This is a genomic window from Bradyrhizobium sp. in8p8 (assembly GCF_000426845.1).
Taxonomy (GTDB): Bacteria; Pseudomonadota; Alphaproteobacteria; order Rhizobiales; family Xanthobacteraceae; genus Bradyrhizobium; species Bradyrhizobium japonicum_C.
This window is the reverse complement of sequence record NZ_AUGD01000012.1, coordinates 196,030-219,186: the sequence shown is the minus strand read 5'-3', so window position 1 is coordinate 219,186 and position 23,157 is coordinate 196,030. Positions and strand designations below refer to the sequence as shown.

Genomic DNA, 23,157 nt, shown 5'->3' with positions numbered 1-23,157 from the left:
CGACGCTGCCGCGTCCACCGCAAGCCCGGCTCGCGAACATGACGACCACACGATCGCCCCTCAAGGATGAGCCGGGATGGGCCACACATACGCCGTTTCCGAATTTCGGTAAAGCGGAATATTTTCGCGCGCGCGGATTGACAGAGGGCGACACAGGCACGCCGCGGACACGGTGGAGCGCCGGCGTCATCTGGTAAGGAGTAAGGGCGCGAGATCTCGGGCGAACAGCGCCGGATTGCGTTTCGCTCGCTCCGGGCTTCAGGAACGCAGAAACATCAAAAAGGGCAGCGCAAAGCACCGCCCTTTTTCAAGCACTACTCAATCGGGTCGAGAATGACCGCTCAATATGGCGCGTAACGATAGCCCGGATCGTAGTAGTAGGGGCCGCCGCCATAATAGCCCGGGCCACCATAATACGGACGCGGGCCATAGCCGTAGTGATAGCGGTTCTCGTAGTACTCGCGGCGGCGGCTCTCGGCGATCGCGCCTCCGATTATACCTGCCGCCATGCCCATGAAGGCGAGTCCTGCGGCGTTCGGCCCGCGCCTATGATAGTGGCGACGCCGGGCTGCGCCGAAATCGGTGACATCGGACGTGGGCTGGCTTGCAGCAGCCGCCTTGGCCGGTGTCCCGGACGAGGCAGCCGCGGAAGGGGATGCGGAGGCCGCAATCAGGGCGAGGCTTGCAAACGCAGCCACGACAGTGTTGCGGCCGGCTGCGGAAATCATGGGTCCAGTACTCATTTTCGACCTTCCTCTATTCTCGCCGAAAGAGACATAAGCAAACCATCTACAAGGCGCAAACCGCTGAAATGGTTTCCTGATCGCGGCGATCTGCCACGTTTTGAACGATTGTAAACCGAACGATCCGATCCAGCTTGCGCCATCCAACCTGAGCGGATAATGAACAGCCGCGCCGTTTTAGGCTGCCGTAAGCGTTTCACGTGAACCAACGCATCAACCGACGCCGTCGGGATCGATGCCATTTTCCTGGGTTTCAACGTGCTCGACGCGTCCATTTCCTCGAAAGAAATCAGATGATTGCGGTTCGTAAACTGCCGGCGCGCTATGCGCCGATCGTGATGCCGTTCGTGCTGTCCATCCTCATGACGGCCGTGGTGTCGGTCATATCGACGCTGCGGAGCCTCGGCGCGACGCCGGCATTCCTGGCGACCTGGCCGGGCGCCTGGGCGCTGTCCTGGCTCGTCGCCTTTCCCACGCTGCTCGTGGTTCTGCCGCTGGTCCGCCGGATCGTGGCCTGCCTCGTTGCGGCCCCGCCCAGCCGATAGCCGGCCTAAGACAGCGCCCCAAGCACGCCCCGCGTCGCCTTGTCGATCTCCTCGACATAACGGCGGCGGGCGAAGCTCTCGGTGAGGAAGCCGACCACCTTGCGGCTGTCGGTGGAATCGACCACCGCCAGCATCTCGGCCTCGGCCTCGTCGAACACCGCCATCGCCGACTTCACGTTCATTTCCGGGATCAGCACGATGTCGGTCAGGCGCGCGAGCTCGATCACCTGGATCTCGTCGGCGATGGTGTCGAGATCACTGGAGAACAGGTCAGGCAAGGTGACGAGGCCGACATATTCGTCCGCATTGTTCACGATCACGATGCCCGGCCGCGAGCCCAGCGCAAATTCGCGGCGCGTGGCCGCAATCGTCGTGGTCGACGGCACCTTGCCGACGTCCGAGCGCATCAGGCGCTCGACCGTGAGATTGCGCAGCCAGCCCACGTCGTTGGCGCTGCGGATGGTCTCGCCGCGCAGATGCAGCCGCCAGGTCGAGAAGGAGTGACCGAACATGAAGCGGACGCAGATCGAGGTGACGATGCAGCCGGCCAGCACCACGGCGGTGACGTCGACGTTGCGGGTCATCTCCAGCACGAGGAACGACATGGTGAGCGGGCCGCCGACGATCGCGACGCCGAGCGTCGCCATCCCGGTCAGCATCGCGACCAGCGGATCGATGGCGAAGTTCGGGCTGATCAAAAGCAGCACCGCGGCAAAGAACTTTCCGATCAGACTTCCAACGAACAGCGAGGCGAAGAACAGGCCACCGCGGAAACCCGAGGCGAGCGAAATCAGGCAGGCCGTCACCTTCAAGGCGATGATCAGCGCGATCAGACCGATCGTCATCTCCTGGAAGAGATCGAGCACCATGGCGCCATGGCCGGCCGCCAGCACCTGCGGCGTGACGATGGCGAACCCGCCGACGATGAGGCCGCCGATGACCGGGCGGAACCAGACCGGCAACCAGGCGAACAGTCGCTCGAACATCGGCGAGGAACGCATCACGGCGATGCCGACGCCGCTGGTGATGAGCGCAAGCCCGATGAGAGCCAGATATTGCTCGACGCCGACGGCGCTGACCTTCGGTATCTCCAGTGAATACGGCGCGCCGCCCAGCCATTGCGCGGTCAAGGCGCCCGCAAGCGAGGCGGCGAGGATAGGAGCGGCGCTGCCGACCGCATAGACGCCGACGATGAGCTCGCAGGCATAGAAGGCTCCGGTGATCGGCGCACCGAACGCCGCCGCGATCGCAGCAGCAGCGCCGCAGCCGACCATCAGGCGCAGATCGTTGCGGCGCAGATTGAAGAACTTGCCGATCACCGAGGCGATGCCCGAACCGATCTGCGTGTAGCCCGCCTCGAGGCCGACGGAGGCACCGCAGCCATTCGAGATCAAAGTCTGGCCCGCCACCACCACGCTGTCTCGCATCGACAGATTGCCGCCGCGCAACGCGTTCGCCTCGATCGGATCGACAGCATTCGATATCTTCATGCGCCGCCGCAACCATTCCATGATTCCGAGCGACAGCCCGCCGACTGCGGGCGCGATCAGTGCCGCCCACGGACTGACGCTCGCGTGAGCCGACAGGTGGACATCAATCGGGATTCCGTAGATCACCACGTGCGCGATCTGCGCGATCCCGGCCATCAGCGTCACGACCGCGCCGGCGAGCGTGCCGATCACGAGCGCGAGCGGGATCAGGTAGAACTCATTGCTGCGCAAGAGGGCACGCAGCCGAACCATGGTGCGGCTCGTCCCCTTGCCATCGACGAGATGTCTGATCCGCACGAACACCTCTTGCCCGCCCCTACCCTTCCGACAGGCCGTAGCCGGCCATGCGCCGGCGGACGCGTTCGATCTCGTCGCTGGGGAGCAGCGGCGGTCGTCCGATCTGGAGGCAGCCGTGATATTGCCGCGCCAGCGTCTCGACCTCGACGGCCAGCCACATCGCCTTGTCCAGCGTCTTGCCCATCGCGATCATGCCGTGGTGGTCGAGCAGGCAGGCCAGCCGGCCCTCCAGCGCCCGCACCGCATGGTCCGATAGCTCCGCCGTTCCGAACGTCGCATAAGGCGCGCAGCGGATGCTCTCGCCGCCGGCTGCCGCGATCATATAGTGCACCGGCGGGATCTCCATGCCCATGATCGCCAGAATGGTGCAATAGGTCGGATGCGCATGCACGACGGCATTGACGTCGGGCCGCGACTTCAGGATGTCGCGATGGAAGCGCCATTCGCTCGATGGCTTCTGGTGCGGCGCGTGCCTACCGTCCATCGCCATGAAGACGATCTGGTCCGGGGTCATCGCGTCATAGGGCACGCTGGTCGGCGTGACCAGAAGTCCGTCCACATGCCGGACACTGATATTGCCTGATGTGCCCTGGTTGATGCCGAGCGCGTTCATGCGACGGCAGGCGTCGATGATGGCCTGTTTCTTGGCGAGCTCGTCCGCTGTCATCGACATCAGATCTCCTGACGATGGGCTTGTTGGATCGGAAGTACGTCAAGCAATATGGCAGCGCAAGCGAAAGCGTCCCGGATCTGGCGGCCCGTCTTGCCGGCACGTCTGCCCGACCACGAAATAATGGCGAAGCCAACAACAGATTGTCGCAGCCCTATGGCAGGCTGGTCCGGACGGCCGCAATCCCGTTGATCACGAACTGCACGGAATAAGCCGCGAGCAGCATGCCGAGGACGCGCGAGAGCACGGCATTGCCGGTACGCCCGAGCGTGCGCGCGATCAGGCTCGCGGAGAGAAAACACAGCATGCAGATCAGGCAGACGCAGAGCACGACGGCGATGATGATGGCGAGCCGCGGTCCGTAGCCGGCGCCGCCCGAAAGGAGCAGCGTGGTCGCAATCGCGCCGGGGCCGGCCATCATGGGGATCGCCAGGGGAAACACTGCGACGTCCGAGACATGCTCCGCGGTCGCCTTGTTGGCCTCGCGTGCCTCGCGGTGCGGACGATCGCCGAAGATCATCTGATAGGAGACGCCGAACAGCAGCAGGCCGCCGGCGATCTGGAAGGCGGGGATGCCGATCCCGAGCTCGCGCAGCAGCCAGTTTCCGACCAGCGCGATCACCACCAGGATCGAGGCGGCGATCAACGGCGCGCGCAGCGCGATCGTTCGCTTGGCCTTGTCGGGCAGGCCGGCTGTGGCAGCGAGAAAGGCGGGCACGAGACCGACAGGATCGATCACCAACAGCAGCGTCACGAAGGCGGACAGAGAGAAATCAATCATGAGCGCTTCTCCCCGTCCGGCTGTTCGAGTGCGAGCAATAACAAAAGTTAAGGCTCGTGCTGAGTAAATAGATCGAGCGGCTCGATCATGAAGCAACCATTCTCTACGATTGCCGTTTTACTCGGCATCGCCACACGAATAGAAGCAGCCGAGACAATTGCACGAGCCCCGCTCCAGAATCGATCCGCACGATCCCGTTGCATGCAGCCGCATGGCGCTTCGATTGGGGACAAACGTCAGAGAGCTCAAGGCTGCCATTCATCAATTCGGCAGCGCGGCCGATGCGGTCGCCTATGGCCTTCAGCAATGGAGACATAGCGCCTCGCGCCGCCAGTGGCAGGCTCGCAGCGGTTCACCGCAGGTCGGCATTCTCTCCGATTCCATGGTCGCGCGTGGCGAGCAGCTCGCCTCGGTCGCGCTGATCTGCGTCAAGGCCGTGGGCCTCGTGGCCGGCGCCGTGCCGCGCATCCTGCCCGTCGCGCCAGAAGCCGACGTCGATGCCTATCTCGACGGGCTCGACGGCCTTTTCGTCGGCGGCGGGCAGACCAACGTTCATCCGTCGCGCTATGGGCGAATTGCGGACGAGGCACGCGACGGGCCGTTCGACCAATTCCGCGACGAGGTCGCACTCCGGCTGATCCCACGGGCGCTGGCGCGAGGCATCCCCGCGCTTTTCATCTGCCGGGGAATTCAGGAGCTCAACGTCGCCTTTGGCGGCACGCTGGCGAAGGAGCCGGACGATTTGCCGGAGGACAAGCGCCATGGCACGCCCGAGGCGGACAACGAGGACGCCCGCTACCGGCTGCGGCAGAAAGTGACGCTGCGAAAGGGTGGTGTCCTGCAGGATATCTGTGGCGCAGACTCGATCACCGTGAACTCGCTGCACAGCTTTCTCATCGCCGATCTCGCTCCGGGTCTGGTCGCGGAGGCCGTGGCTGAGGACGGTTCGATCGAGGCAGTCAGCGTCGAGGGCGCGAGCGATTTCGCCGTCGGCACGCTCTTTCACCCAGACTATTGGGCGAGCTCCGACCATGCGTCGGCGCGTATCCTGACAGCCTTCGGGGACGCGGTTCGCCGCCATGCCAAGGCGCAAGGGGCAGCATAGGTCATGCACCGTTACCGCTTCGGCATCGAAGAGGAATACTTTCTGGTCAGCCGCCAGTCCGCGGCACCACGATCGGAGCTGCCCAAGCCCTACATGGCGGCAGCCCAGAAGCGCCTCGGCGAGCGGCTGACCACCGAGATCCTGCAATCGCAGATCGAGGTGGCGACCCCGCCGCTGACGTCCTCGGGCGATGCTCGGGCCGAGCTCGCGCGCTATCGCTCGGTTCTTACCGAGGTCGGCAAGGAGCACGGCGTCGGAATCATCGCGGCGGGCACGCATCCGCTGGCGCAGCCGCAGCAGCAGCGCATGACGCGCAAGCGCCGCTACAGCAAGGTCATCAGCGACCTCGGAATGGTCGGCCTCGGCAATCCGATCAGCGGACTGCACGTTCATGTCGAGGTGCCCGAGCCCGACTTGCGCGTCGAGATCATGCACCGCCTGGTGCCGTTCCTGCCGCTGCTGCTGGCGCTCTCGACCTCGTCGCCGTTCTGGTGCGGCTATCCAACGGGATTGCTGGGCTACCGCAATGCCGCCAACGACGCCCTGCCCCGCACCGGCTTTCCGGAGATGTTCCGGAACCTGGCCGAATACGAGACGTATGTGAAGACATTGGTCGATGCAGGCATCGTGCCCAACGCCACCTATGTCTGGTGGGCGCTGCGGCCCTCGCTTCAGCATCCGACCCTGGAGCTGCGCATCACCGATTGCTGCACCGCTACCGCGGACTCCGTGGCGATCGCAGCGCTGTTTCGCGCGCTGGTCCGCCATGCCGTCCACCATCCCGACCTGAACGCCACGCATTCGGCCGTGCACCGCGCGTTGGTCGAGGAGAATCGCTGGCGCGCCCAGCGCTACGGAACCGACGGCACCTATATCGACCTGGTGTCGTTCGAACCGATTTCATTTCGAAGCTGGCTTGATTCCGTGATTGCCATGCTGGCACCTCATATCGCGCATCTGGGCATCGAAGACGATATCCAGCATCTTAAGTCGATCCCCAAGCGCGGCACTTCGGCGCATCTTCAGCTCGAATATTTCCGCAGCTTGAGGAAGTTCGGCCGGTCGCCGCGGGAAGCCATCGGGGACGTGACGAAATGGCTGCGGACATCGACCGAAGCCGGTGACTTCACCGCCCGGGGCGGCGAGCCGAAGACGCCTCCGGCGCGGCAACCGCTCGCGGATCTGGTCTGACCCATCACGAAGCGGTCGCATGGAACGACGTTTCAGCGGCCGACTTAAGCTCAGCATGACCGCAATGAACATCGGTGGAGACCAATCATGAGCGACAGCGGAGTGAGCATGCTCCTGGGCCACGCCTCGGCCCAGATGCTTTGGCTCTGGTTCATCGGCGCGTTCGTGCTCGGCGGGGTCCTTGTTTACGGGGTGATGAAGGCCGGCCATCTACGCCGCAGCGAACGGGCACGCCTGGATCGTGCGACGGAAGAGCGACAGCGCCAGGAAGACCCCTACAAGCGTCCGACCTGAGCGAGCCCGGCGAACGCCGGGTGCGATTTGGAACTTTTCGTTCCCCTGAGGTTTTGATCGCCCGAGGATTGAGGAAGGCGAGGCCTTCCCGTGTCGCCTCATGAGGAGGACGTATGGCTAAACGAGCGAAGAAGCGCACCACCAAGAAGTCCGCGGCCAAGAAGACCGCGGCGCGCCGCCCGCGTCAGGCGCCGAAGATGCTCAGCGATCTGTTTCTGGAGACGCTGAAGGACATCTATTTCGCCGAGAACAAGATCATCAAGACCTTGCCCAAGATGGCGAAGGCAGCGCGGTCGAAAGAGCTGGCCGCCGCCTTCAACAAGCATCTGCGCGAGACCCAGGGCCAGGTCAAGCGGCTGGACCAGATCTTCAAGATGCTGGGCAAGCCCGCACGCGGAAAGCCCTGCGAGGCGATCAACGGCATCACCGACGAGGGCGCCGAGATCATGAAGGAGTTCAAGGGTGCGCCGGCACTCGATGCGGGCCTGCTCGCGGCCGCACAGGCGGTCGAGCATTACGAGATCTCGCGCTACGGCACGCTGCGCACCTGGGCCGAGGAGCTCGGCATGCAGGACGCGGCAAGGCTGCTCCAGGAGACGCTGGACGAGGAAGAGGCGACCGATCACGCCCTGACGGAGCTCGCCACCTCCGTGATCAACCTCGAGGCCGAAGAAGAGTACCGCGCGGCGGCCTGACCCAACCTCTAGGCAAATGACGGAACGCCGCGGCCCGAGCCGCGGCGTTCGCTTTTCGGAGGGGCCCACAGTGCATGGCACATCAGCGCCCTCGCACTGGATTTCCCCGGAACCCGCCCCATATGCAGGCTTTCCCACCCCCGAGCCTACATCATGCAACCCAAGAATCCCCTCGACTGGATGCTGTCCGAAGCCCTGGATTCGCTGACCCGCGCCGATCGGCTGCGCCAGCAGTTCGGCCGCCAGGAAGCCTGTTGGGAGCCGCCCATCGACGTGCTCGAAACCGAGCGCGAGCTCCTGATCCTGGTGGCGCTTCCCGGGGTCAATCCGGACAATGTCGAGACGGTCATCCACGACGGCGTTCTCGTCATCTCCGGTCAGCGCACCCTCCCGCCGGAGCTTCGCAACGCCCGCATCCACCGGCTCGAGCTGCCGCAGGGGCGTTTTGAGCGCCGTATTGCATTGCCCCTTGGCCGTTACGCCATCAGCCGCTTCGTGATGGACGGCTGCGTCGCACTGCGCCTCGCCAAATCCTGAGGTCGATCATGGCCACCGAACAGATGAACACCAACGAACAGACCGCTAACGACGTGAAGATCCCCGACGACGCGCTGATCATCGTCCCCGTGCGCGAGATGGTGCTGTTTCCCGGCGCTATCGCGCCGATCACGATCGGCCGGGCGAAGTCCATCGCAGCTGCGCAACAGGCGCTGCGCGAGCAGCGGCCGGTCGGCATCGTCCTCCAACGCAGCCCCGAAACCAATGATCCCGGGCCGGACGACCTCTACCGGGTAGCAACCATCGCCAACATCGTGCGCTACATCACGGCGCCCGACGGCACGCACCACATCGTCTGCCAGGGCGTGCAGCGCGCGCGCATTCTCGATTTCCTGCCGGGGACGCCGTTCCTGGCCGCACGCTTCCAGCAGATCCCCGAGCCGACCACGATCTCACCCGAGATCGAGGCGCGCGCGCTGAACCTGCAGCGCCAGGCCATCGAGGCGATCGAGTTGCTGCCGCAGGCGCCGCCGGAGCTGGCAGCGATGTTCCAGGGTACCAGCGCGCCAGGCGCGCTGGCGGATCTGGCGACCTCGTTCATGGACATCAAGCCGCAGGACAAGCAGGAGGTGCTGGAGACCATTGACCTCGCTCTCCGCGTGGAGAAGGTGTCGAAGCACCTCGCCGAGCGGCTGGAGGTGCTGCGCATCAGCAACGAGATCGGCCAGAAGACCAAGGCCTCTTTCGACGAGCGGCAGCGCGAGGCGATCCTGCGCGAGCAGATGGCAACCATCCAGCGCCAGCTCGGCGAAGGCGACGGCAAGCAGGCCGAGGTCACCGAGCTGACGGCCGCCATCGCCAAGGCCAACATGCCACCGGAGGCGGAGGCGCATGCGAAGAAGGAGCTGCGCCGCTACGAACGCATGCCGGAGGCCGCCGGCGAGGCCGGCATGGTCCGGACCTATCTCGACTGGCTGATCGAGCTGCCCTGGGCGCTGCCCGAGGAGAAGCCGATCGATATCAAGGAGGCGCGAGCCATCCTGGATGCGGACCATTTCGGCCTGGAGAAGATCAAGAGCCGCATCATCGAATATCTGGCGGTCCGCAAGCTCGCTCCGCAGGGCAAGGCGCCGATCCTGTGCTTCGTCGGCCCGCCCGGCGTCGGCAAGACGTCGCTGGGACAATCCATCGCGCGCGCGATGAATCGTCCCTTCGTGCGCGTCAGCCTGGGCGGCGTGCATGACGAGGCCGAGATCCGCGGCCACCGGCGCACCTATATCGGCGCGCTGCCCGGCAACATCATCCAGGGCATCAAGAAGGCGGGCGCACGCAACTGCGTCATGATGCTGGACGAGATCGACAAGATGGGCCGTGGCGTGCAGGGCGATCCCTCCGCCGCGATGCTGGAGGTGCTCGATCCCGAGCAGAACGGGACATTCCGGGACAACTACCTGGGCGTGCCCTTCGACCTCTCGCGCGTGGTGTTCATTGCGACCGCCAACATGCTGGACCAGATCCCGGGTCCCCTGCTGGACCGCATGGAGCTGATCAGCCTCGCCGGCTACACCGAGGACGAGAAGCTGGAGATCGCGCAGCGGTACCTGGTGCGGCGGCAGCTGGAGGCCAACGGCCTCTCCGCCGAGCAGGCCGAGATCGAGCCGGAGGCGCTGAAGCTGATCATCAAGGGATACACCCGCGAGGCCGGCGTGCGTAACCTCGAGCGCGAGATCGGCAAGGTGTTCCGCCACGCCGCGGTGCAGGTCGCGGAAGGCACGGCCGCGAAGGTCGTGGTGACGGCGAAGGACATCGCGACCGTGCTCGGCCAGCCGCGCTTCGAAGGCGAGATCGCATTGCGCACCAGCGTTCCTGGCGTCGCCACCGGGCTTGCCTGGACGCCGGTCGGCGGCGACATCCTGTTCATCGAGGCAACGCGCGTGCCCGGCAAAGGCGGGCTGATCCTGACCGGCCAGCTCGGCGACGTCATGCGCGAGAGTGTGCAGGCTGCGATGACGCTGGTGAAGAGCCGGGCCTCCCAGCTCGGCATCGATCCCCAGCTGTTCGAGAAGAGCGACATCCACGTTCACGTCCCCGCGGGCGCGACCCCGAAGGACGGTCCGAGCGCGGGTGTTGCGATGTTCACGGCGCTGACCTCCCTGCTCACCAATCGCACGGTGCGCAGCGACACCGCGATGACCGGCGAGATCTCGCTGCGCGGGCTGGTGCTGCCGGTCGGCGGCATCAAGGAGAAGGTGGTGGCCGCGGCTGCTGCCGGCTTGAAGCGGGTGATGCTGCCGGCGCGCAACAAGCGGGACTACGACGATATCCCGAAGAGCGCGCGCGACAACCTCGAATTCATCTGGCTGGAGCGCGTCGATGAGGCCATTGCCGCCGCGCTCGAGCCGGGTGAGGCCCAAGTGGATGAAGCGGCGGAGTGAAGGCGATGCCGAAACTGCTGGACAGAGCAAAGAGATCGCAGACAACGCAGCGGCTGCGCGAACTGCTCGACCGAGCCGTCGACCGGCTGCGCGATGCGCTTGCAGGAGCCCAGCCGCGGCTTCAGCCGGTCCCGGTCCGGGTGAAGCGCCGCAAGGGCTGAGCCCTCCGTCTCAGGCCCTCGCGGCTGCCTCGAAACAAAAGGCCCCCTCCAATCCGAGGGGGCCTTTGCGTTGTTAGCCCACGGCGTCCTTGGCAGCCTTGACCGGGCGAGCACGGACGATCTTCCGGGCCGGCTTGGCCTTGAACATCATCTCCTCACCCGTGAACGGGTTGGTGCCCTTGCGCGCCTTGGTCGCAGGCTTCTTGATGACCACGAACTTGGCGAAGCCCGGCACCAGGAACAGGCCGTTCTTCTTGAGCTCCTTGTGGCCGACGTCGGTCAGCGTCTCCATGACGTTCTTGACGTCACGCTTGGAAAGCTCGGTGGCGGTCGCAATCTTTTCGATCAATTGCGATTTGGACATCTGGGTTGGCATCGTGTCTCCTCTGATTCGTTGCCGGTTGCATATTAGACCAACCGTAGAAGGCCTATAGCCTTCTGCACAGTTTTCTCGCGATTTTACGGGCTTTTCTGGCCCCCTGTGGCAAAAAACCCTGCTTTTTGGCTACTTCCGGAGCGGCAGAAGCCACGAGCAACGGATTTTGCCTTGTTTCAAAGGCCCGCACGACACCTTGCTAAATCTGATTCGCGGCTTTCGACAAGCAACGACCGGCCTCTTGGGGGAGGCCGGTCGCGATTCACCCTGCGAAAAAAGGCCTAGACGCGCTCGATGATGATGGCCGGCGCCATGCCGCCCGCGGCGCACATGGTGACGAGACCACGCTTGAGATCGCGCCGCTCGAGCTCGTCTAGCACGGTGCCGATCAGGATCGAGCCGGTGGCGCCGATGGGATGGCCGAGCGCAATCGAGCCGCCATTGACGTTGACCTTCGCGCGGTCGAGCTTGAGGTCGCGGATATATTTTTCCGCCACCACCGCAAAGGCCTCGTTGATCTCGAACAGGTCGATGTCGTCGGTGGTAAGACCGGCCTTTGCCAGCACCTTGCGCGTCGCCGGCACCGGCGCGTTCAGCATCAGGGTCGGCGAGTCCCCCATGTTGGCCATCGCCACCACGCGGGCGCGCGGCTTCAAGCCGTGCGCCTTGGCGTAAGCGGGCGATGCGAGAAGGATCGCGGCGGCGCCGTCGACCACGCCGGAGGAGTTGCCGGCGTGATGCACGAAGTCGATCTTCAGCTCAGGGTATTCTTGCAGGATCAGGCCACGATATGTCGTGCCCTTGTCGTCGAGAGCGTAGTCGGCGATCGCAGGGAACGCCGGCTTCAGGCTGCTCAGGCCTTCCATCGTGGTTTGCGGCCGTGGATATTCCTCGTGGTCGAGCGCGAGGCTGCCGTCCTCGCGATAGACTGGCACCAGGCTCTTTTTGAAGTACCCGTTCGCCATGGCATGCGCGGCACGCTTCTGGCTCTCCAGCCCGAGCGCATCGACGTCCCGTCGGCTGATGCCCTCCATGGTCGCAATCGCGTCGGCGCAGACGCCCTGATGCGACTGGGGATGCAGTGCACGCAGGCGCAGATTGCCGTTGTCCATCATCATCGGACCACTGCCGCGCCGCCCCTCCATCGACATCATCTCGCAGCCGCCGGCGATGACGAGATCCTCGGCGCCGGCCATGATCGAGCTTGCGGCCATGTTGACGCTGGTGATGCCGCTTCCACAGAAGCGATCGAGCGTCACCGCGCTGGCGCGCACGTCATAGCCGGCATCGAGCGCGGACATGCGGCCGAGATCGCCGCTTTGCGTCGCGACCTGCGCGCTGCAACCCCAGACGATGTCGTCGACGTCTGCCGTATTGATGCCGGTGCGATCGGCAAGCGCGCGCAGCACGGTTGCTCCGAGCTGCTGCGGATGAATGCCCGAAAGCGCTCCCTTGCCCGTCTTTCCGATGCCTCGGGGGGTCCTGCAGGCATCGATGATCAGCGCGTCAGCCATTGGCGTTGCCTCTTGTTATGAGTGTTGACCGCGGTTTTGAATAAGGGAGAGAGGAGAGTCAATGCGCGGCGCGACGCGCCCTCTCCGTCCCCTCACGCAGATTTTCCGCTACGCGAAAGCCTCAACGAGGTCTTGGCCGGGCCTGTCCCCGTCGCGACAACGCTCCAAGAAGGAAGAGTTCACGCCCCCGCCGAATTGTTCGCGATCACGTTGCGATAGAAGCTGGCGCTGAGTTTCGGCGTACGGACCTGGGTGTCGAAATTGACGTGGTAGAGGCCGAAGCGCTTGTTCAGCCCGTAGACCCATTCGAAATTGTCCATCAGGCTCCAGAGGAAATAGCCGCGCACCGGCACGCCTTCGGCAGTGGCGCGCTGGAGCTGGGCGAGATAGTTGCGCAAATACATGATGCGGTCGGTGTCGTAGATCTTGCCGTCGGGCGTGACGACGTCGTCGCCGGAGGTGCCGTTCTCGCTGATGTAGATCGCGTCTGTTTTCCATATCTTGGCTGCGAGCTTCGGCACCCAGTAGATCGTCTCGGGCCCGACGCGCAGCCAGTCCGAATTCATGTGCGGGAACGATTTCGGGATCGGCAGCGGCATGAAGCCCGCGCCCTGGTCGGAGGCCACCACATAGTTCTGAGGCGCGTAGATGTTGAGGCCGAGAAAATCGACCGGCGAGGAGATGATCTTGAGCTCCGCATCGGTGAATTTCGGCGCGTCGGGTCCCGCAAATTTCAGGAAGGCGTCGGTATAGCGGCCCGTCATGATGACGTTGAGATAGCCGGCATTCATCTCGCGCAGCGCAATCTCCGCGGCGCGGACGTTCTCCGGCGTGTCGATCGCCGGCACGCAGGCATCGATGTTCTCGGCCGGCCCCACCCTGGTGCCGCGCCGGCCATGGGCGCGCACGGCCTGTACCGCGATCCCATGCGCCAGCGCGCTGTTGTGCCTGATCTGGTTGACCTCGGCCTGCGGCAACTTCAGGCCCGGCGCGTCGATGCCGATGCCGTAACCGAAATAGACGAAACGGCCGCTCTCGTTTAGCGTGAACACGTTCTTGACGCGGTCGGTGAGGTGCTTGGCGACGTATGCCGCATAGTCGCCAAAGATCTTGCAGGTATCTGTTGAACGCCAGCCGCCAAAACGGTCCTGGAGCGATTGCGGCAGATCCCAATGATAGAGCGTCAGCCACGGCTCGATGCCGTTCTTCAGGAGCTCGTCAACGAGGCGATTGTAGAAATCGAGCCCCTTCGGGTTGGGCTTGCCGTCGCCTTCCGGAAACAGCCGCGGCCAGGCCACGGAGAAGCGATAAGCCCTGCAGCCGAGCGCCTTGATGAGCGCGATGTCCTCCTTGTAGCGGTGATAGTGCTCATTGGCGCGGTCGCCGGTGGTGCCGTCCTCGATCTTGCCGGCGATGCGCGCGAACTTGTCCCAGATCGAAGCCCCACGCCCATCCTCGTTGACGGCGCCCTCCACCTGGTATGACGAGGTCGCCGTACCCCAGATGAAACCCGGCGGAAAGCCGCCTCCCCCGCGCGGCGGCCGGGCCGGCTTGGCTTTGGCTGCGTCGATCGCACCAGTCATCCCGGCTGCGGACAGCCCCGCGATCTTCGCAAATCGGCGACGCGAGACCTTGTCCGTCATTGATGCTTCTCCGCTTCGGGGGTGTTGCGGGCGCACAATGGCGAGTCCAGGGCGGTTTGGAAAGCAAGCTGTGCCGAAAGCACAATGCAGAATGCCGCGGCCTTGCCGCGGCATATGGATGCGGGCCAGTCGCCCCGCTAACTTTCCCGCTCAGCGCAAACGCCTCGGCAATCTTGGCAGCCTGCCGAGATCTAACGCCGCCACGCGCTCGGTTCGCTCGCCTGCCGGCGGCTGCTGTTCCGTCAGAATGAGCGTGCCATGAAGGATCACTCCCGGTACCTGGTGTGCCGTCGCGGTGTAGCTCGCGATCTTGCCGGGGCAGCGTCCCTCGATGTCCAACGTGAGTTCATCTTCAACACCGAAGACCGTTGCTCGCCCCTCGGTATGACGCTTCGCCGATACGATCGCAGTGAAGCGGTCGCCATCGACCGTGCAGGAGCCACGATAGGTCATCAGGCTGTCGCGCCCCCAGATCTGGCCGTCCGCGACATGGACGATTCCGGTCCCCTGATCGAGCGGCGTGTTGTACCACGCCGCATAGGTGCCGTCCTTCAGCATGGGAGCCATCTCCATTGGTGTTCCCAGGCCGACAATCCGCATGATCAGTGCTAAGAAAGCGTTAATCGCACGGCCCGAGCCGATCCGGCCCGTCTTTCCGCAGCTCGGCTTCGAGCTCCTCGATGATGCTGTGAAGCAGACACGCCGCGAGCGGATCGGTCACTTCCCGCTCCAAATGCCTATAGCGCGCGATCCGGAATTGCTGCTCTCTCAACTGGTGCTCTGTCATCGGACGGGCCCTCCGACGAACCGACGCGCAGGCCGCCAAGTCGTTTCGTTAAAGTTTTCAGATCATTCGTCATGGTTTCTGATTGGTTAAGCGGGCCACGAAGCTGCGCCGCGGAGCCGCTCGGCTGCGCATCGTCGCTCAACGCTTCTTTGTGCAGCCGCTCGGTTGCCTGGAAGCAGGATCGCGCAAGGCAGGACCGTCTCAGGCCAAACCCCAAAGCCCCTAGCGCCGCATAGAGCCCTCTCCCCTGTTGGGAAAAGGAAGCGTCACGCTGGTTTCAGAACGTCACCCGCATTCCTGCGTAGAACGCCCTCGGCCGTGCCGGGCTGAGGGAGCGCGGGTCGAGGAAGTCGCTGCCGCCGTTGGTGAAGTTGGGCAAGGCATCGCGGTCGAAGAACTGGCCGTAGGTGACGTAGCGCTTGTCGAACACGTTGTCGACGCGGCCGTAGAGCTGGACGTTCTTCGCAACCTGATAGGAGGTATGGAGATTGAACACCGTATAGGACGGCAGCTTCTCGAACTGGTTGGACTCGTCGCCGACGAGATGCTGGCTGGAGACGAACAGCGCGTTGCCGCCGACCTTCCAGACATCGGTCACGGCGTAGTCGACGCCGACCTTGACGCGGTGGCGTGGGACCGCCGGGATCTGGTTGCCGGGCCTCACCTGGATGGTTTCGGTGGTGTCATCGGCAAACGGGCTTTCCGAGCCGAGCTCGAGCGGATCAAGGAAACGCGCGTCGACGAAGGAATAGCTCGCCTGGAACTGGAGCGTGGGCGACTTGATGTTGACCTCGGCCTCCAGCCCCTGCCGGCGGGTCCGGCCGACATTGGAGAAGTAGCCGAAGCCGGTCCGCCCGACGACCGGCACCGCCATGATGTCGTCGTGATTGGTGGCACGGAAACCACCGACCTTCCAGCCGAGCGTGCCGATGTTCAGCTCCCTGGTGCCGCGGAAGCCCGCCTCCACGGTCTTGGAGACGACCTGCTTCAATGGCGGATCCGCAACCAGGAAGGCTGCGATGAGACAGGGCCTGGTGGGATCCGCGCAGCCGAGCTCGAGCGGCGTCGGCACGCGGTTGGCCTCGGAATAGCCGGCATAGGCGGTCAATTCCGGCGTGATCCTATAGGTGCCGCCGATGATGGGATTGAAGCGGGTAAAGGTGTGATAGCCGTTGAGCGCGGTCCCGAGCTGATCCTCCAGCGAGATCCGCGCCGCGTTGAAGCGGCCGCCGCCCGTGATCGCGAAAGCGTTCGTGACGTTGAACGTGTCCATCGCATAGAGGCCGTTGTACTGATTGACTGTCCGCAGCGAGACGGGACCGGCAACGGGATCTGCCGCGGGGGTCGGCCCGAGGAAAACGCCGCTGCCGCTGACAACGTAGTTCTCTCCCATTGAGCCGATCTCGGAGCTGGCATTGTAGCGCGAGATGCCGGCATCATAGGTTGAGCCGACCACGAAACGATTGTCATGGCCGAACAGCTGGTCGGTATTGGTGGCCTGCCCCGACACGCCGAACGTGGACGAACGGATCGAGCCCCGGTCGATGGCACCGAGGATCGTGCCTGGCGCAAAGGGGTTGGCGAGTTGCACGCCGCCCCCGCCATAGGCGGCTGAAGTGTCGTCGCCGAAGCAGAGCAATCCCGCATCTGCGGCGCACTCCTCTACGTCGGTCGGATTGCCGTCGACGATGTTCTGCTCGAACCGGCGCGCATAGGCGGTGCCCTCGAACGTCCAAGTCGGCGTCGCGTCGACCTTTCCGGTCAGGTTGAGATAACCGACGCGGTTCGTGATAGTCTGCGGTGTGGTGTAGGTCGCGCCCCAGTATTTGTCGAGCAGCTCCGCCGGTACGGTAGCGCTGGCGCCGAAGTTGTTCTTGGCCAGCCCCATGTTGACGTGGAATTCGCTGTCACCCGCCCTGTAGCCGACATCGCCATAGAAGCGCCGAACAGTCGATTGGGAAAAATTACGGAAGCCGTTGTCGCGCAGGCCTTCGAGCGCGCCGTAGACGGCGTAGTTCTGATCGACCTGCTTGCCCCACTGCGCCGAGCCCTGGATGCGGCCGAACGAACCGCCCATGACGTCGAGTTCCGCGCCCTGATAAGTAAAGCCGTTCTTCATTTGCAGGTTGATTGCGCCGCCCAGCGCATTGAGGCCGAAGGCGGGGTTGTTGGTCACCAGCGTCACGGATCTGATCGCGGCGGTGGGGATCAGGTCCCAGTTCACGGCGTCCGAGAACGCTTCGTTGATGCGCACGCCGTTCTGGTACACGGCGAGGCCCTGCGGCGTGCCGACCACCGGAGAGGCAACGAAGCCACGAAACTCGACGTCAGGCGCGAAGGGATTGCCGGTGACCTCGCTGATGTTGACGCCGGGAATGTTGTCGCGCAACGCATCAGTCACGTTCAGCGAGTTGGTTCGCTTGATCTGGCTCGCATCGACGGCGTTGATTGCGGAAGGGACCTTGTCGACATCGAGACCCCGGCCGATGCCCGGCGAGGTCGGGAAGACATAGAGCCGAGTCCTCGGGGCGGCGGATGCCGGCGCGCCTATGCGCGCAACCGGCCGCGACGGGACCACCCGCGGCGCTGCCGGCGCTGGCGCAGTCACTTCGACCGGCGGCAGGTTCTGGACGTTTGTCTGCTCGTCTGGAGCGGCAACAGCCTCGGTCGCAACAACCATTCCCGTAGAAATTGAAATGATGACCAGACTACGAACGCCCATACCTGCCGCCTCCACCCGCATCGTCCGGCTCTCTTGTTTCCCCGCCGGTTAGGCGAACGATACAGGCCAACAGCCGAAAAGCACCAGCCGTAAAAGGTCCGACCTCTTCGGAGCACGAATTCCCGGCAAAATCGGGAATTATTCCCGACGTCTCCCACGGTGGGCGCAAGCCCCCGACGCTCAACCGGGAACAATTCCCGGACGCGACGAGACTTTTTGCCGAACTTCGCAAGGGGCCTTCGTGCAATCCTTGGCTCGACATCGCGATCCGATCGCGAGTCATTCATCCGTAGACTCACCCCGCCCTCGTGGCGGGGTGCTTTTACGGCAAACGAAAATACAGGGAGGGACATGATGACGTTGGGGGATCGCTTTTCAGTTCGATATTCGTCGGCTCGACCAGCCCGCAGCCTCGTCACAGGTCTCGTCACAGGCCTTGTCACAGGCCTTGGCGTCATCACATCCATTGCCGCCGCCTCCGCGCAGGATCCAGCAAGGACTCCGACGCCGGAGAACATCAAATCCATCACCTCGCAGGTCGACAGCGCCTACATCAGGGCGAACACCGCGACGTCCACCAATTGGCCCACGATCGGTCTCGACTACGCCGAGACGCGATTCTCGAAGCTCAATCAGATCACGCGCGACAACGTCAAAGACCTCGGCCTGGTCTGGACCTACAATCTCGAATCCTCGCGCGGCGTCGAGGCGACGCCGGTCGTCATCGACGGGATCATGTACCAGACGGCCCCATGGAGCGTCGTGCATGCCATCGACGCGCGCACCGGCAAGCGCATCTGGACGTTCGATCCCGAAGTCAACCGCGAGCTCGGCTACAGGGGCTGCTGCGACGTCGTCAACCGCGGCGTCGCACTCTACAAGGGGAAAGTGTTCGTGGCCGCATATGACGGCCGACTGATCGCGCTCGACGCGGCGACCGGCAAGAAGGTCTGGGAAAGGGACACGCTGATCGACCACGAGCATTCCTACACGATCACCGGTGCGCCGCGCGTCTTCAACGGAAAGGTCGTGATCGGACAAGGCGGCGCCGAATATGGCGCGCGCGGCTACGTCACCGCGTACGATTCCGAAAGCGGCAATCAGCTCTGGCGCTGGTTCACCGTGCCCGGCGATCCGTCCAAGCCATTCGAAGACGAGTCGATGGAGAAGGCGGCCAAGACGTGGGATCCCGCCGGCAAGTACTGGCTCAATGGCGGTGGAGGCACGCCGTGGGACACCATCACCTTCGACCCCGATCTCAATCTCGTCTATATCGGCACCGGCAACGGCTCGCCCTGGAACAGGAACGTTCGTAGTCCCGCTGGCGGCGACAATCTCTATCTCGCCTCGATCGTGGCGCTGAACGCCGATACCGGCAAGTACGTCTGGCACTATCAGGAGACGCCCGGCGACCACTGGGACTACACCTCGACGCAGCCGATGATCCTCGCCGACATCAGCATCGATGGCGCGCCGCGCAAGGTCATCCTGCACGCGCCCAAGAACGGCTTCTTCTTCGTGATCGACCGCACCAATGGGAAATTCATCTCCGCGAAGAACTTCGTCGACGTGAACTGGGCCACCGGTTACGACGCCAACGGCCGCCCGATCGAGGTGCCGGCCGCGCGTGGCGAGGCGGCGTACGACTCGATCCCCGGACCCTACGGCGCCCACAATTGGCATCCGATGTCGTTCAACCCGCAGACCGGGCTGGTCTATCTGCCGGCCCAGAACGTGCCGCTGAACCTCATTCCGGAAAAGAACTTCAAGCAGAATGCCGCAACGCCGGGCAAGTTCGGCGGCGCCACCGGCTGGAATGTCGGCTTCGTGCTCAACGGAGAGCCGCCGAAGAGTCTTCCGTTCGAACGCCTGATCGCGTGGGATCCGGTCAAGCAAAAGGAAGCCTGGCGGGTGGAATACCCCTCCCCATGGAATGGCGGCACTCTGACTACGGCCGGAAACCTGGTGTTCCAGGGCACCGCGGATGGACGCTTCGTTGCCTATGATGCCAAGACCGGCAAGACGCTGTGGGAAACACCGACCGGCACTGGCGTCGTCGCCGCGGCCTCGACCTACATGCTCGATGGCGTGCAGTACGTCTCGATCGCCGTCGGCTGGGGCGGCGTCTACGGCATGGCGCAGCGCGCGACCGAGCGGCAAAGCCCCGGAACAGTCTACACGTTCGCGCTCAACGGCAAGGCGCCATTGCCGGAACTCGTGAAGTACCAGACCGAAGGCCTGCTGCAGGGCGTGAAATACGATCCCAAGGACGTGCCGGAAGGCACCGCACTCTACGTCGCCGCCTGCGCCACCTGCCATGGCGTACCCGGCGTCGACAAGGGCGGCAACGTCCGCAATCTCGGCTACGTGCCGGCGGAGGAGATCGCCAACCTCAAGAGCATCGTCTTCAAGGGACCGTTCCGCGACAAAGGCATGCCGGACTTCACGGGCAAGCTCACGGAAGCTGATGTCGTGAAGATCCAGGCCTTCATCCAGGGCACCGCTGACGCGATACGGCCCAAGAAGTGACGCGGCAGCACGGCTGCGGCAGGCACCGCCGCAGCCAGCTGATGCGGCGTTCACCGCACCCGTCGTCTCGTCGAAACACGATGCAATTCAGGGAACTCCATTGAGCCCGATACTCGTCGTCGACGACCATCCAATCATTGCAGAAGCGTGCCGCGTGGTGCTGGGGGACGTCGAAGACGTCGTCGCGGCGCGCGATGTCCCGAGTGGCTATCAAGCATTCCTGGAGCACCGGCCCGGAGTCGTCATCCTCGATTTGAGCTTTCCCGGGGAAGCACTGGGCGGCGTCGACTTGCTGCACCGCATATCCACGGATGCGCCGCTCGCGCGCGTGCTGGTCTTCAGCATGCATGCGGACGCAAGTATCGTTGCGTCCGCGATCAAGGCAGGAGCCATCGGATATTTGCTGAAGGACTCTCCGCCCGACGAACTGCCAAAGGCCGTGCGTCAGGTCAGGCTCGGATATCGCTATGTCGATGAGCGGATCAATCTTCGCGGCGTTCCCCTCCCCGATCACGTTGATTCCGGCAAGGCCGCCATGCTGACCCGCAGGGAAAGAGAGACACTCAGCCTTCTTGGCCAAGGGAATTCCTATTCTGCGATCGCCGAAGAGCTGGATATCACGCCTCGTGCCGTCGCTCGGCTCGTCAAGCAGGCCAGGACCAAGCTCGGTCTCCGTCGCACGAGCGACCTGCTCCGCCGTGCGCACGAGCTTGCGGGCAACGCGGATAGCTCGAACTGACGGGTAGCCGGCTGCTCATTGCAGGAGCTGAAGCAGCGCACGTCCAGCCGGCGCCTTCAGCTCGGTTCTATCCAGCGTGCCGTCATGATCCGGATCGGCTGCGTCGGACCGCTGCGAGATACTCGTTCACCGACAGCGTTCCATCGTGGTCGGGATCTGCTGCCGCAATCTCTTTGCCGGTCAATCTCCCCGCAACTCCCGCATGTCCAGTGTGCCGTCGTGATCCGGGTCGAGCCTGGCGAAAAGCGCCATGGCCGCCTTCCTGACCTCGATATGGTCGAGCGTTCCGTCGTTGTCGGTGTCGAACTTCTTGACGGGATCACCGCGAGAAGCCGCCAGCGCAGATCCTGACATCATCGCGGCGGCCAGAATCGACGCCATCCATCGGCCAAACATCGGCATGTCGAGCTCTCCCTGTGGTCTCGGACGTCATGTTCGGATCATGACGAGGCAGTCGGAATCAGGGCCTCTACAGTCAAGCCGCCATCGCCGGACACGACGTTGAGCGTGCCGCCCAGTGCCATTATCCGCTCGCGCATCCCGACGAGCCCGAAGCCGAGCTTCTGGTCCGGCTCCATGCCGCGCCCGTTGTCGCTGACCCGCACCCGGGCGCAGCCGCGGCCGTCGTTAGCCATCTGCTCCGCCGGCTCGATGACGACGTTGACCGAGGTCGCACCGGCGTGGCGGAATACGTTGGTGAGTGCCTCCTGCACGATACGGTAGATGGTGAGATCGGCGGTCTCGCCGGTCGGCCCGAGCGCCGGCGAGATCATGGTCTCGATCGCGACCTCGGGATGCGACTGCCGCCAAAGCCGCGACAGGGATTCGAGTGCCTTGCGCAAACCGAGCTCGGCAAGGCCGACAGGCCGAAGGCGCTCCAGCACGCGGCGATTGAACTGCTGGAGCGCGTTGATCTGCTCCAGCATGGCGCTGCCATGTTTGCGCACGGCGTCCGCACTCGGGTCCCGTCCATCCGCCAGCTTGGCCAGTGCGCTCGCATGCGCGCGCAGCGAGAACAGATACGGCCCGAACTCGTCATGGAGCTCGCGCGCGATCTCCTTGCGCTCGATGTCCTGAAGCGACACCGCACGCTCGGCAAGTCGACGCTTGTCCTCGACCGCCTCGCCAAGCGTCGCGGCAAGGTGGTTGAGCTTGGTGCAGATCGCGGCGAGTTCCGGCGCGCCGCCCGGCGTGACACGGGCCTCGTAATGTCCGCGTTCGAGCTTCCCCATGGCCTCGGCCAGCGACTGGAGGGGTGCCAGCGCCCGACCGACCACATTCATCATCAGGAAAAACAGCGCGAGCGCGATCACCGAGCCCACCTCGAGCTGGGTCACGATGCCGTCCCAGATCTCGGCGATCTCGTCATCGGGGTGCGAGGTGATCACGAGCGAGCCCGGCTTGCCCTGGATCGAGACGGGGACGCTGACCGCGGTCTGCTCGGGATGAACCAGGCCGACGAACCAAGCCGGCGGCGCGCGCGTGTCGGCGTCGGCGTCAAGCCGGGGCGGCGTCAGGGAATGACCCCCGGCGCCCCGAAGCGTGATGCTGACATGGCGCAGGCGGCTGAGATCGCGCGCGATCTGGTTCAGCCGGGCGTCCGGCTCTGGCGCCTCGTTCAGGTCCGCCACGATCATCTCGATGAATTCGCGCGCGAGCCGGATTACGCTCTGGTCCTCGGCCTGCACGCGCGGCCCGGCCTCCGCGACCTGCCGGCCGATATTGACGGCGAGCCCGAGTGCCAGCAGCAGCGCCAGCAAGAGATTGATGCGCCCGCGCAAGGATAAATTTTGCCACATTGCTATCGCCAGTGCCTCGCGAAGGATGCCCGCGCCTGTCCGATGACGTTGACAGAGGCGAAGCGCCCGATATCTAATCGGAAGCGTACAGCAATCCCGGCCGGGTTGCATGAGGCCACATGAGACGCCCAGTTCCTCATGCT

The 23,157-nt window shown here is 64.2% G+C and carries 21 protein-coding genes and 1 pseudogene; 11 read left to right on the top strand and 11 right to left on the bottom strand.

Annotation, left to right across the window (positions count from 1 at the left end):
• The coding region (locus tag K408_RS43130; RefSeq protein ID WP_210164262.1) for a hypothetical protein at window positions 1-197 on the top strand (197 nt) is incomplete at its 5' end.
• A 144-nt stretch (window positions 198-341) separates the two neighbouring features.
• On the opposite strand, the gene K408_RS0128010 is transcribed toward K408_RS43130, so the two are convergent.
• Window positions 342-743, bottom strand: a complete 402-nt coding sequence (locus K408_RS0128010) for a hypothetical protein (RefSeq protein WP_024342516.1) — start codon at window positions 741-743, stop codon at window positions 342-344.
• 293 nt (window positions 744-1,036) lie between these two features.
• On the opposite strand from K408_RS0128010, the gene K408_RS0128005 reads away from it, so the two are divergent.
• A complete protein-coding gene (locus K408_RS0128005) occupies window positions 1,037-1,288 on the top strand; it encodes a DUF2798 domain-containing protein (RefSeq protein ID WP_024342517.1) in 252 nt (83 codons plus the stop codon).
• A gap of 5 nt (window positions 1,289-1,293) precedes the next feature.
• On the opposite strand, the gene K408_RS0128000 is transcribed toward K408_RS0128005, so the two are convergent.
• The 3 genes from K408_RS0128000 to K408_RS0127990 form a co-directional block, all read right to left on the bottom strand.
• Entirely contained in the window at window positions 1,294-3,081 is a 1,788-nt protein-coding gene (locus K408_RS0128000; RefSeq protein ID WP_024342518.1) for a chloride channel protein, read from the bottom strand.
• Window positions 3,082-3,094: 13 nt separating this feature from the next.
• The gene (locus tag K408_RS0127995) at window positions 3,095-3,748 is read right to left on the bottom strand and encodes an L-fuculose-phosphate aldolase (protein ID WP_024342519.1); all 654 of its coding nucleotides are present in this window, start codon (window positions 3,746-3,748) and stop codon (window positions 3,095-3,097) included.
• Between the two features lie 151 nt (window positions 3,749-3,899).
• Window positions 3,900-4,526, bottom strand: a complete 627-nt coding sequence (locus K408_RS0127990) for a MarC family protein (RefSeq protein ID WP_024342520.1) — start codon at window positions 4,524-4,526, stop codon at window positions 3,900-3,902.
• Window positions 4,527-4,737: 211 nt separating this feature from the next.
• Here K408_RS0127990 and K408_RS38885 point away from each other — a divergent pair, with 211 nt between their 5' ends.
• From K408_RS38885 to K408_RS42890, 7 genes are all read left to right on the top strand, one after another.
• Window positions 4,738-5,631, top strand: coding sequence for a gamma-glutamyl-gamma-aminobutyrate hydrolase family protein (locus tag K408_RS38885; RefSeq protein ID WP_024342521.1), 894 nt, complete (start codon window positions 4,738-4,740; stop codon window positions 5,629-5,631).
• A gap of 3 nt (window positions 5,632-5,634) precedes the next feature.
• Window positions 5,635-6,822: a carboxylate-amine ligase gene (locus K408_RS38880; RefSeq protein WP_024342522.1), complete on the top strand. Its 1,188-nt coding sequence runs from the start codon at window positions 5,635-5,637 to the stop codon at window positions 6,820-6,822.
• Between the two features lie 87 nt (window positions 6,823-6,909).
• Window positions 6,910-7,116 (top strand): LapA family protein, encoded by a 207-nt coding sequence (locus K408_RS0127975; RefSeq protein ID WP_024342523.1) that lies wholly within the window; start codon window positions 6,910-6,912, stop codon window positions 7,114-7,116.
• A gap of 113 nt (window positions 7,117-7,229) precedes the next feature.
• Window positions 7,230-7,811 carry a YciE/YciF ferroxidase family protein gene (locus K408_RS0127970; RefSeq protein WP_024342524.1) on the top strand — a complete coding sequence of 194 codons (582 nt, stop codon included), beginning with the start codon at window positions 7,230-7,232 and terminating at the stop codon, window positions 7,809-7,811.
• A gap of 153 nt (window positions 7,812-7,964) precedes the next feature.
• A complete protein-coding gene (locus tag K408_RS0127965) occupies window positions 7,965-8,348 on the top strand; it encodes an Hsp20/alpha crystallin family protein (RefSeq protein WP_024342525.1) in 384 nt (127 codons plus the stop codon).
• An 8-nt stretch (window positions 8,349-8,356) separates the two neighbouring features.
• The gene (gene lon, locus K408_RS0127960; protein WP_024342526.1) at window positions 8,357-10,744 is read left to right on the top strand and encodes an endopeptidase La; all 2,388 of its coding nucleotides are present in this window, start codon (window positions 8,357-8,359) and stop codon (window positions 10,742-10,744) included.
• Between the two features lie 5 nt (window positions 10,745-10,749).
• Entirely contained in the window at window positions 10,750-10,905 is a 156-nt protein-coding gene (locus tag K408_RS42890; protein ID WP_196232404.1) for a hypothetical protein, read from the top strand.
• Window positions 10,906-10,978: 73 nt separating this feature from the next.
• Here the strand turns inward: K408_RS42890 and K408_RS0127950 are convergent, their stop codons facing one another.
• The 5 genes from K408_RS0127950 to K408_RS0127925 form a co-directional block, all read right to left on the bottom strand.
• Entirely contained in the window at window positions 10,979-11,281 is a 303-nt protein-coding gene (locus K408_RS0127950) for an HU family DNA-binding protein (RefSeq protein ID WP_018320691.1), read from the bottom strand.
• 281 nt (window positions 11,282-11,562) lie between these two features.
• Complete coding sequence (locus K408_RS0127945; RefSeq protein ID WP_024342527.1) at window positions 11,563-12,795, bottom strand: acetyl-CoA C-acetyltransferase; 1,233 nt, start codon at window positions 12,793-12,795, stop codon at window positions 11,563-11,565.
• A 179-nt stretch (window positions 12,796-12,974) separates the two neighbouring features.
• The gene (locus K408_RS0127940) at window positions 12,975-14,438 is read right to left on the bottom strand and encodes a GH1 family beta-glucosidase (RefSeq protein ID WP_024342528.1); all 1,464 of its coding nucleotides are present in this window, start codon (window positions 14,436-14,438) and stop codon (window positions 12,975-12,977) included.
• A gap of 150 nt (window positions 14,439-14,588) precedes the next feature.
• The gene (locus K408_RS0127935; protein WP_024342529.1) at window positions 14,589-14,996 is read right to left on the bottom strand and encodes a hypothetical protein; all 408 of its coding nucleotides are present in this window, start codon (window positions 14,994-14,996) and stop codon (window positions 14,589-14,591) included.
• A 506-nt stretch (window positions 14,997-15,502) separates the two neighbouring features.
• Complete coding sequence (locus tag K408_RS0127925; RefSeq protein ID WP_024342530.1) at window positions 15,503-17,947, bottom strand: TonB-dependent receptor; 2,445 nt, start codon at window positions 17,945-17,947, stop codon at window positions 15,503-15,505.
• Between the two features lie 351 nt (window positions 17,948-18,298).
• Here K408_RS0127925 and K408_RS0127920 point away from each other — a divergent pair, with 351 nt between their 5' ends.
• Window positions 18,299-20,476, top strand: a complete 2,178-nt coding sequence (locus tag K408_RS0127920) for a PQQ-dependent dehydrogenase, methanol/ethanol family (protein ID WP_024342531.1) — start codon at window positions 18,299-18,301, stop codon at window positions 20,474-20,476.
• Window positions 20,477-20,576: 100 nt separating this feature from the next.
• Window positions 20,577-21,215, top strand: coding sequence for a response regulator transcription factor (locus K408_RS0127915; RefSeq protein ID WP_024342532.1), 639 nt, complete (start codon window positions 20,577-20,579; stop codon window positions 21,213-21,215).
• A 15-nt stretch (window positions 21,216-21,230) separates the two neighbouring features.
• Here the strand turns inward: K408_RS0127915 and lanM are convergent.
• Both lanM and K408_RS0127905 read right to left on the bottom strand, forming a co-directional pair.
• Window positions 21,231-21,596: pseudogene (gene lanM / locus K408_RS38875) on the bottom strand (lanmodulin LanM).
• A gap of 59 nt (window positions 21,597-21,655) precedes the next feature.
• A complete protein-coding gene (locus K408_RS0127905) occupies window positions 21,656-23,014 on the bottom strand; it encodes a histidine kinase (protein WP_024342533.1) in 1,359 nt (452 codons plus the stop codon).
• Between the last annotated feature and the right edge of the window lie 143 nt (window positions 23,015-23,157).

Excerpts from the sequence above, each read along its gene's own strand:
- K408_RS0127925 (WP_024342530.1), bottom strand. The coding sequence starts at position 17,947 with ATGGGCGTTCGTAGTCTGGTCATCATTTCAATTTCTACGGGAATGGTT.
- K408_RS42890 (WP_196232404.1), top strand. The coding sequence starts at position 10,750 with ATGCCGAAACTGCTGGACAGAGCAAAGAGATCGCAGACAACGCAGCGG.
- K408_RS38885 (WP_024342521.1), top strand. The coding sequence starts at position 4,738 with ATGGCGCTTCGATTGGGGACAAACGTCAGAGAGCTCAAGGCTGCCATT.
- K408_RS0128010 (WP_024342516.1), bottom strand. The coding sequence starts at position 743 with ATGAGTACTGGACCCATGATTTCCGCAGCCGGCCGCAACACTGTCGTG.
- K408_RS0127970 (WP_024342524.1), top strand. The coding sequence starts at position 7,230 with ATGGCTAAACGAGCGAAGAAGCGCACCACCAAGAAGTCCGCGGCCAAG.
- K408_RS0127950 (WP_018320691.1), bottom strand. The coding sequence starts at position 11,281 with ATGCCAACCCAGATGTCCAAATCGCAATTGATCGAAAAGATTGCGACC.
- K408_RS0127990 (WP_024342520.1), bottom strand. The coding sequence starts at position 4,526 with ATGATTGATTTCTCTCTGTCCGCCTTCGTGACGCTGCTGTTGGTGATC.
- K408_RS0127935 (WP_024342529.1), bottom strand. The coding sequence starts at position 14,996 with ATGCTGAAGGACGGCACCTATGCGGCGTGGTACAACACGCCGCTCGAT.
- K408_RS0127940 (WP_024342528.1), bottom strand. The coding sequence starts at position 14,438 with ATGACGGACAAGGTCTCGCGTCGCCGATTTGCGAAGATCGCGGGGCTG.
- K408_RS0127965 (WP_024342525.1), top strand. The coding sequence starts at position 7,965 with ATGCAACCCAAGAATCCCCTCGACTGGATGCTGTCCGAAGCCCTGGAT.
- lon (WP_024342526.1), top strand. The coding sequence starts at position 8,357 with ATGGCCACCGAACAGATGAACACCAACGAACAGACCGCTAACGACGTG.
- K408_RS0128005 (WP_024342517.1), top strand. The coding sequence starts at position 1,037 with ATGATTGCGGTTCGTAAACTGCCGGCGCGCTATGCGCCGATCGTGATG.
- K408_RS0127920 (WP_024342531.1), top strand. The coding sequence starts at position 18,299 with ATGATGACGTTGGGGGATCGCTTTTCAGTTCGATATTCGTCGGCTCGA.
- K408_RS38880 (WP_024342522.1), top strand. The coding sequence starts at position 5,635 with ATGCACCGTTACCGCTTCGGCATCGAAGAGGAATACTTTCTGGTCAGC.
- K408_RS0127945 (WP_024342527.1), bottom strand. The coding sequence starts at position 12,795 with ATGGCTGACGCGCTGATCATCGATGCCTGCAGGACCCCCCGAGGCATC.
- K408_RS0127905 (WP_024342533.1), bottom strand. The coding sequence starts at position 23,014 with ATGTGGCAAAATTTATCCTTGCGCGGGCGCATCAATCTCTTGCTGGCG.
- K408_RS0127975 (WP_024342523.1), top strand. The coding sequence starts at position 6,910 with ATGAGCGACAGCGGAGTGAGCATGCTCCTGGGCCACGCCTCGGCCCAG.
- K408_RS0127995 (WP_024342519.1), bottom strand. The coding sequence starts at position 3,748 with ATGTCGATGACAGCGGACGAGCTCGCCAAGAAACAGGCCATCATCGAC.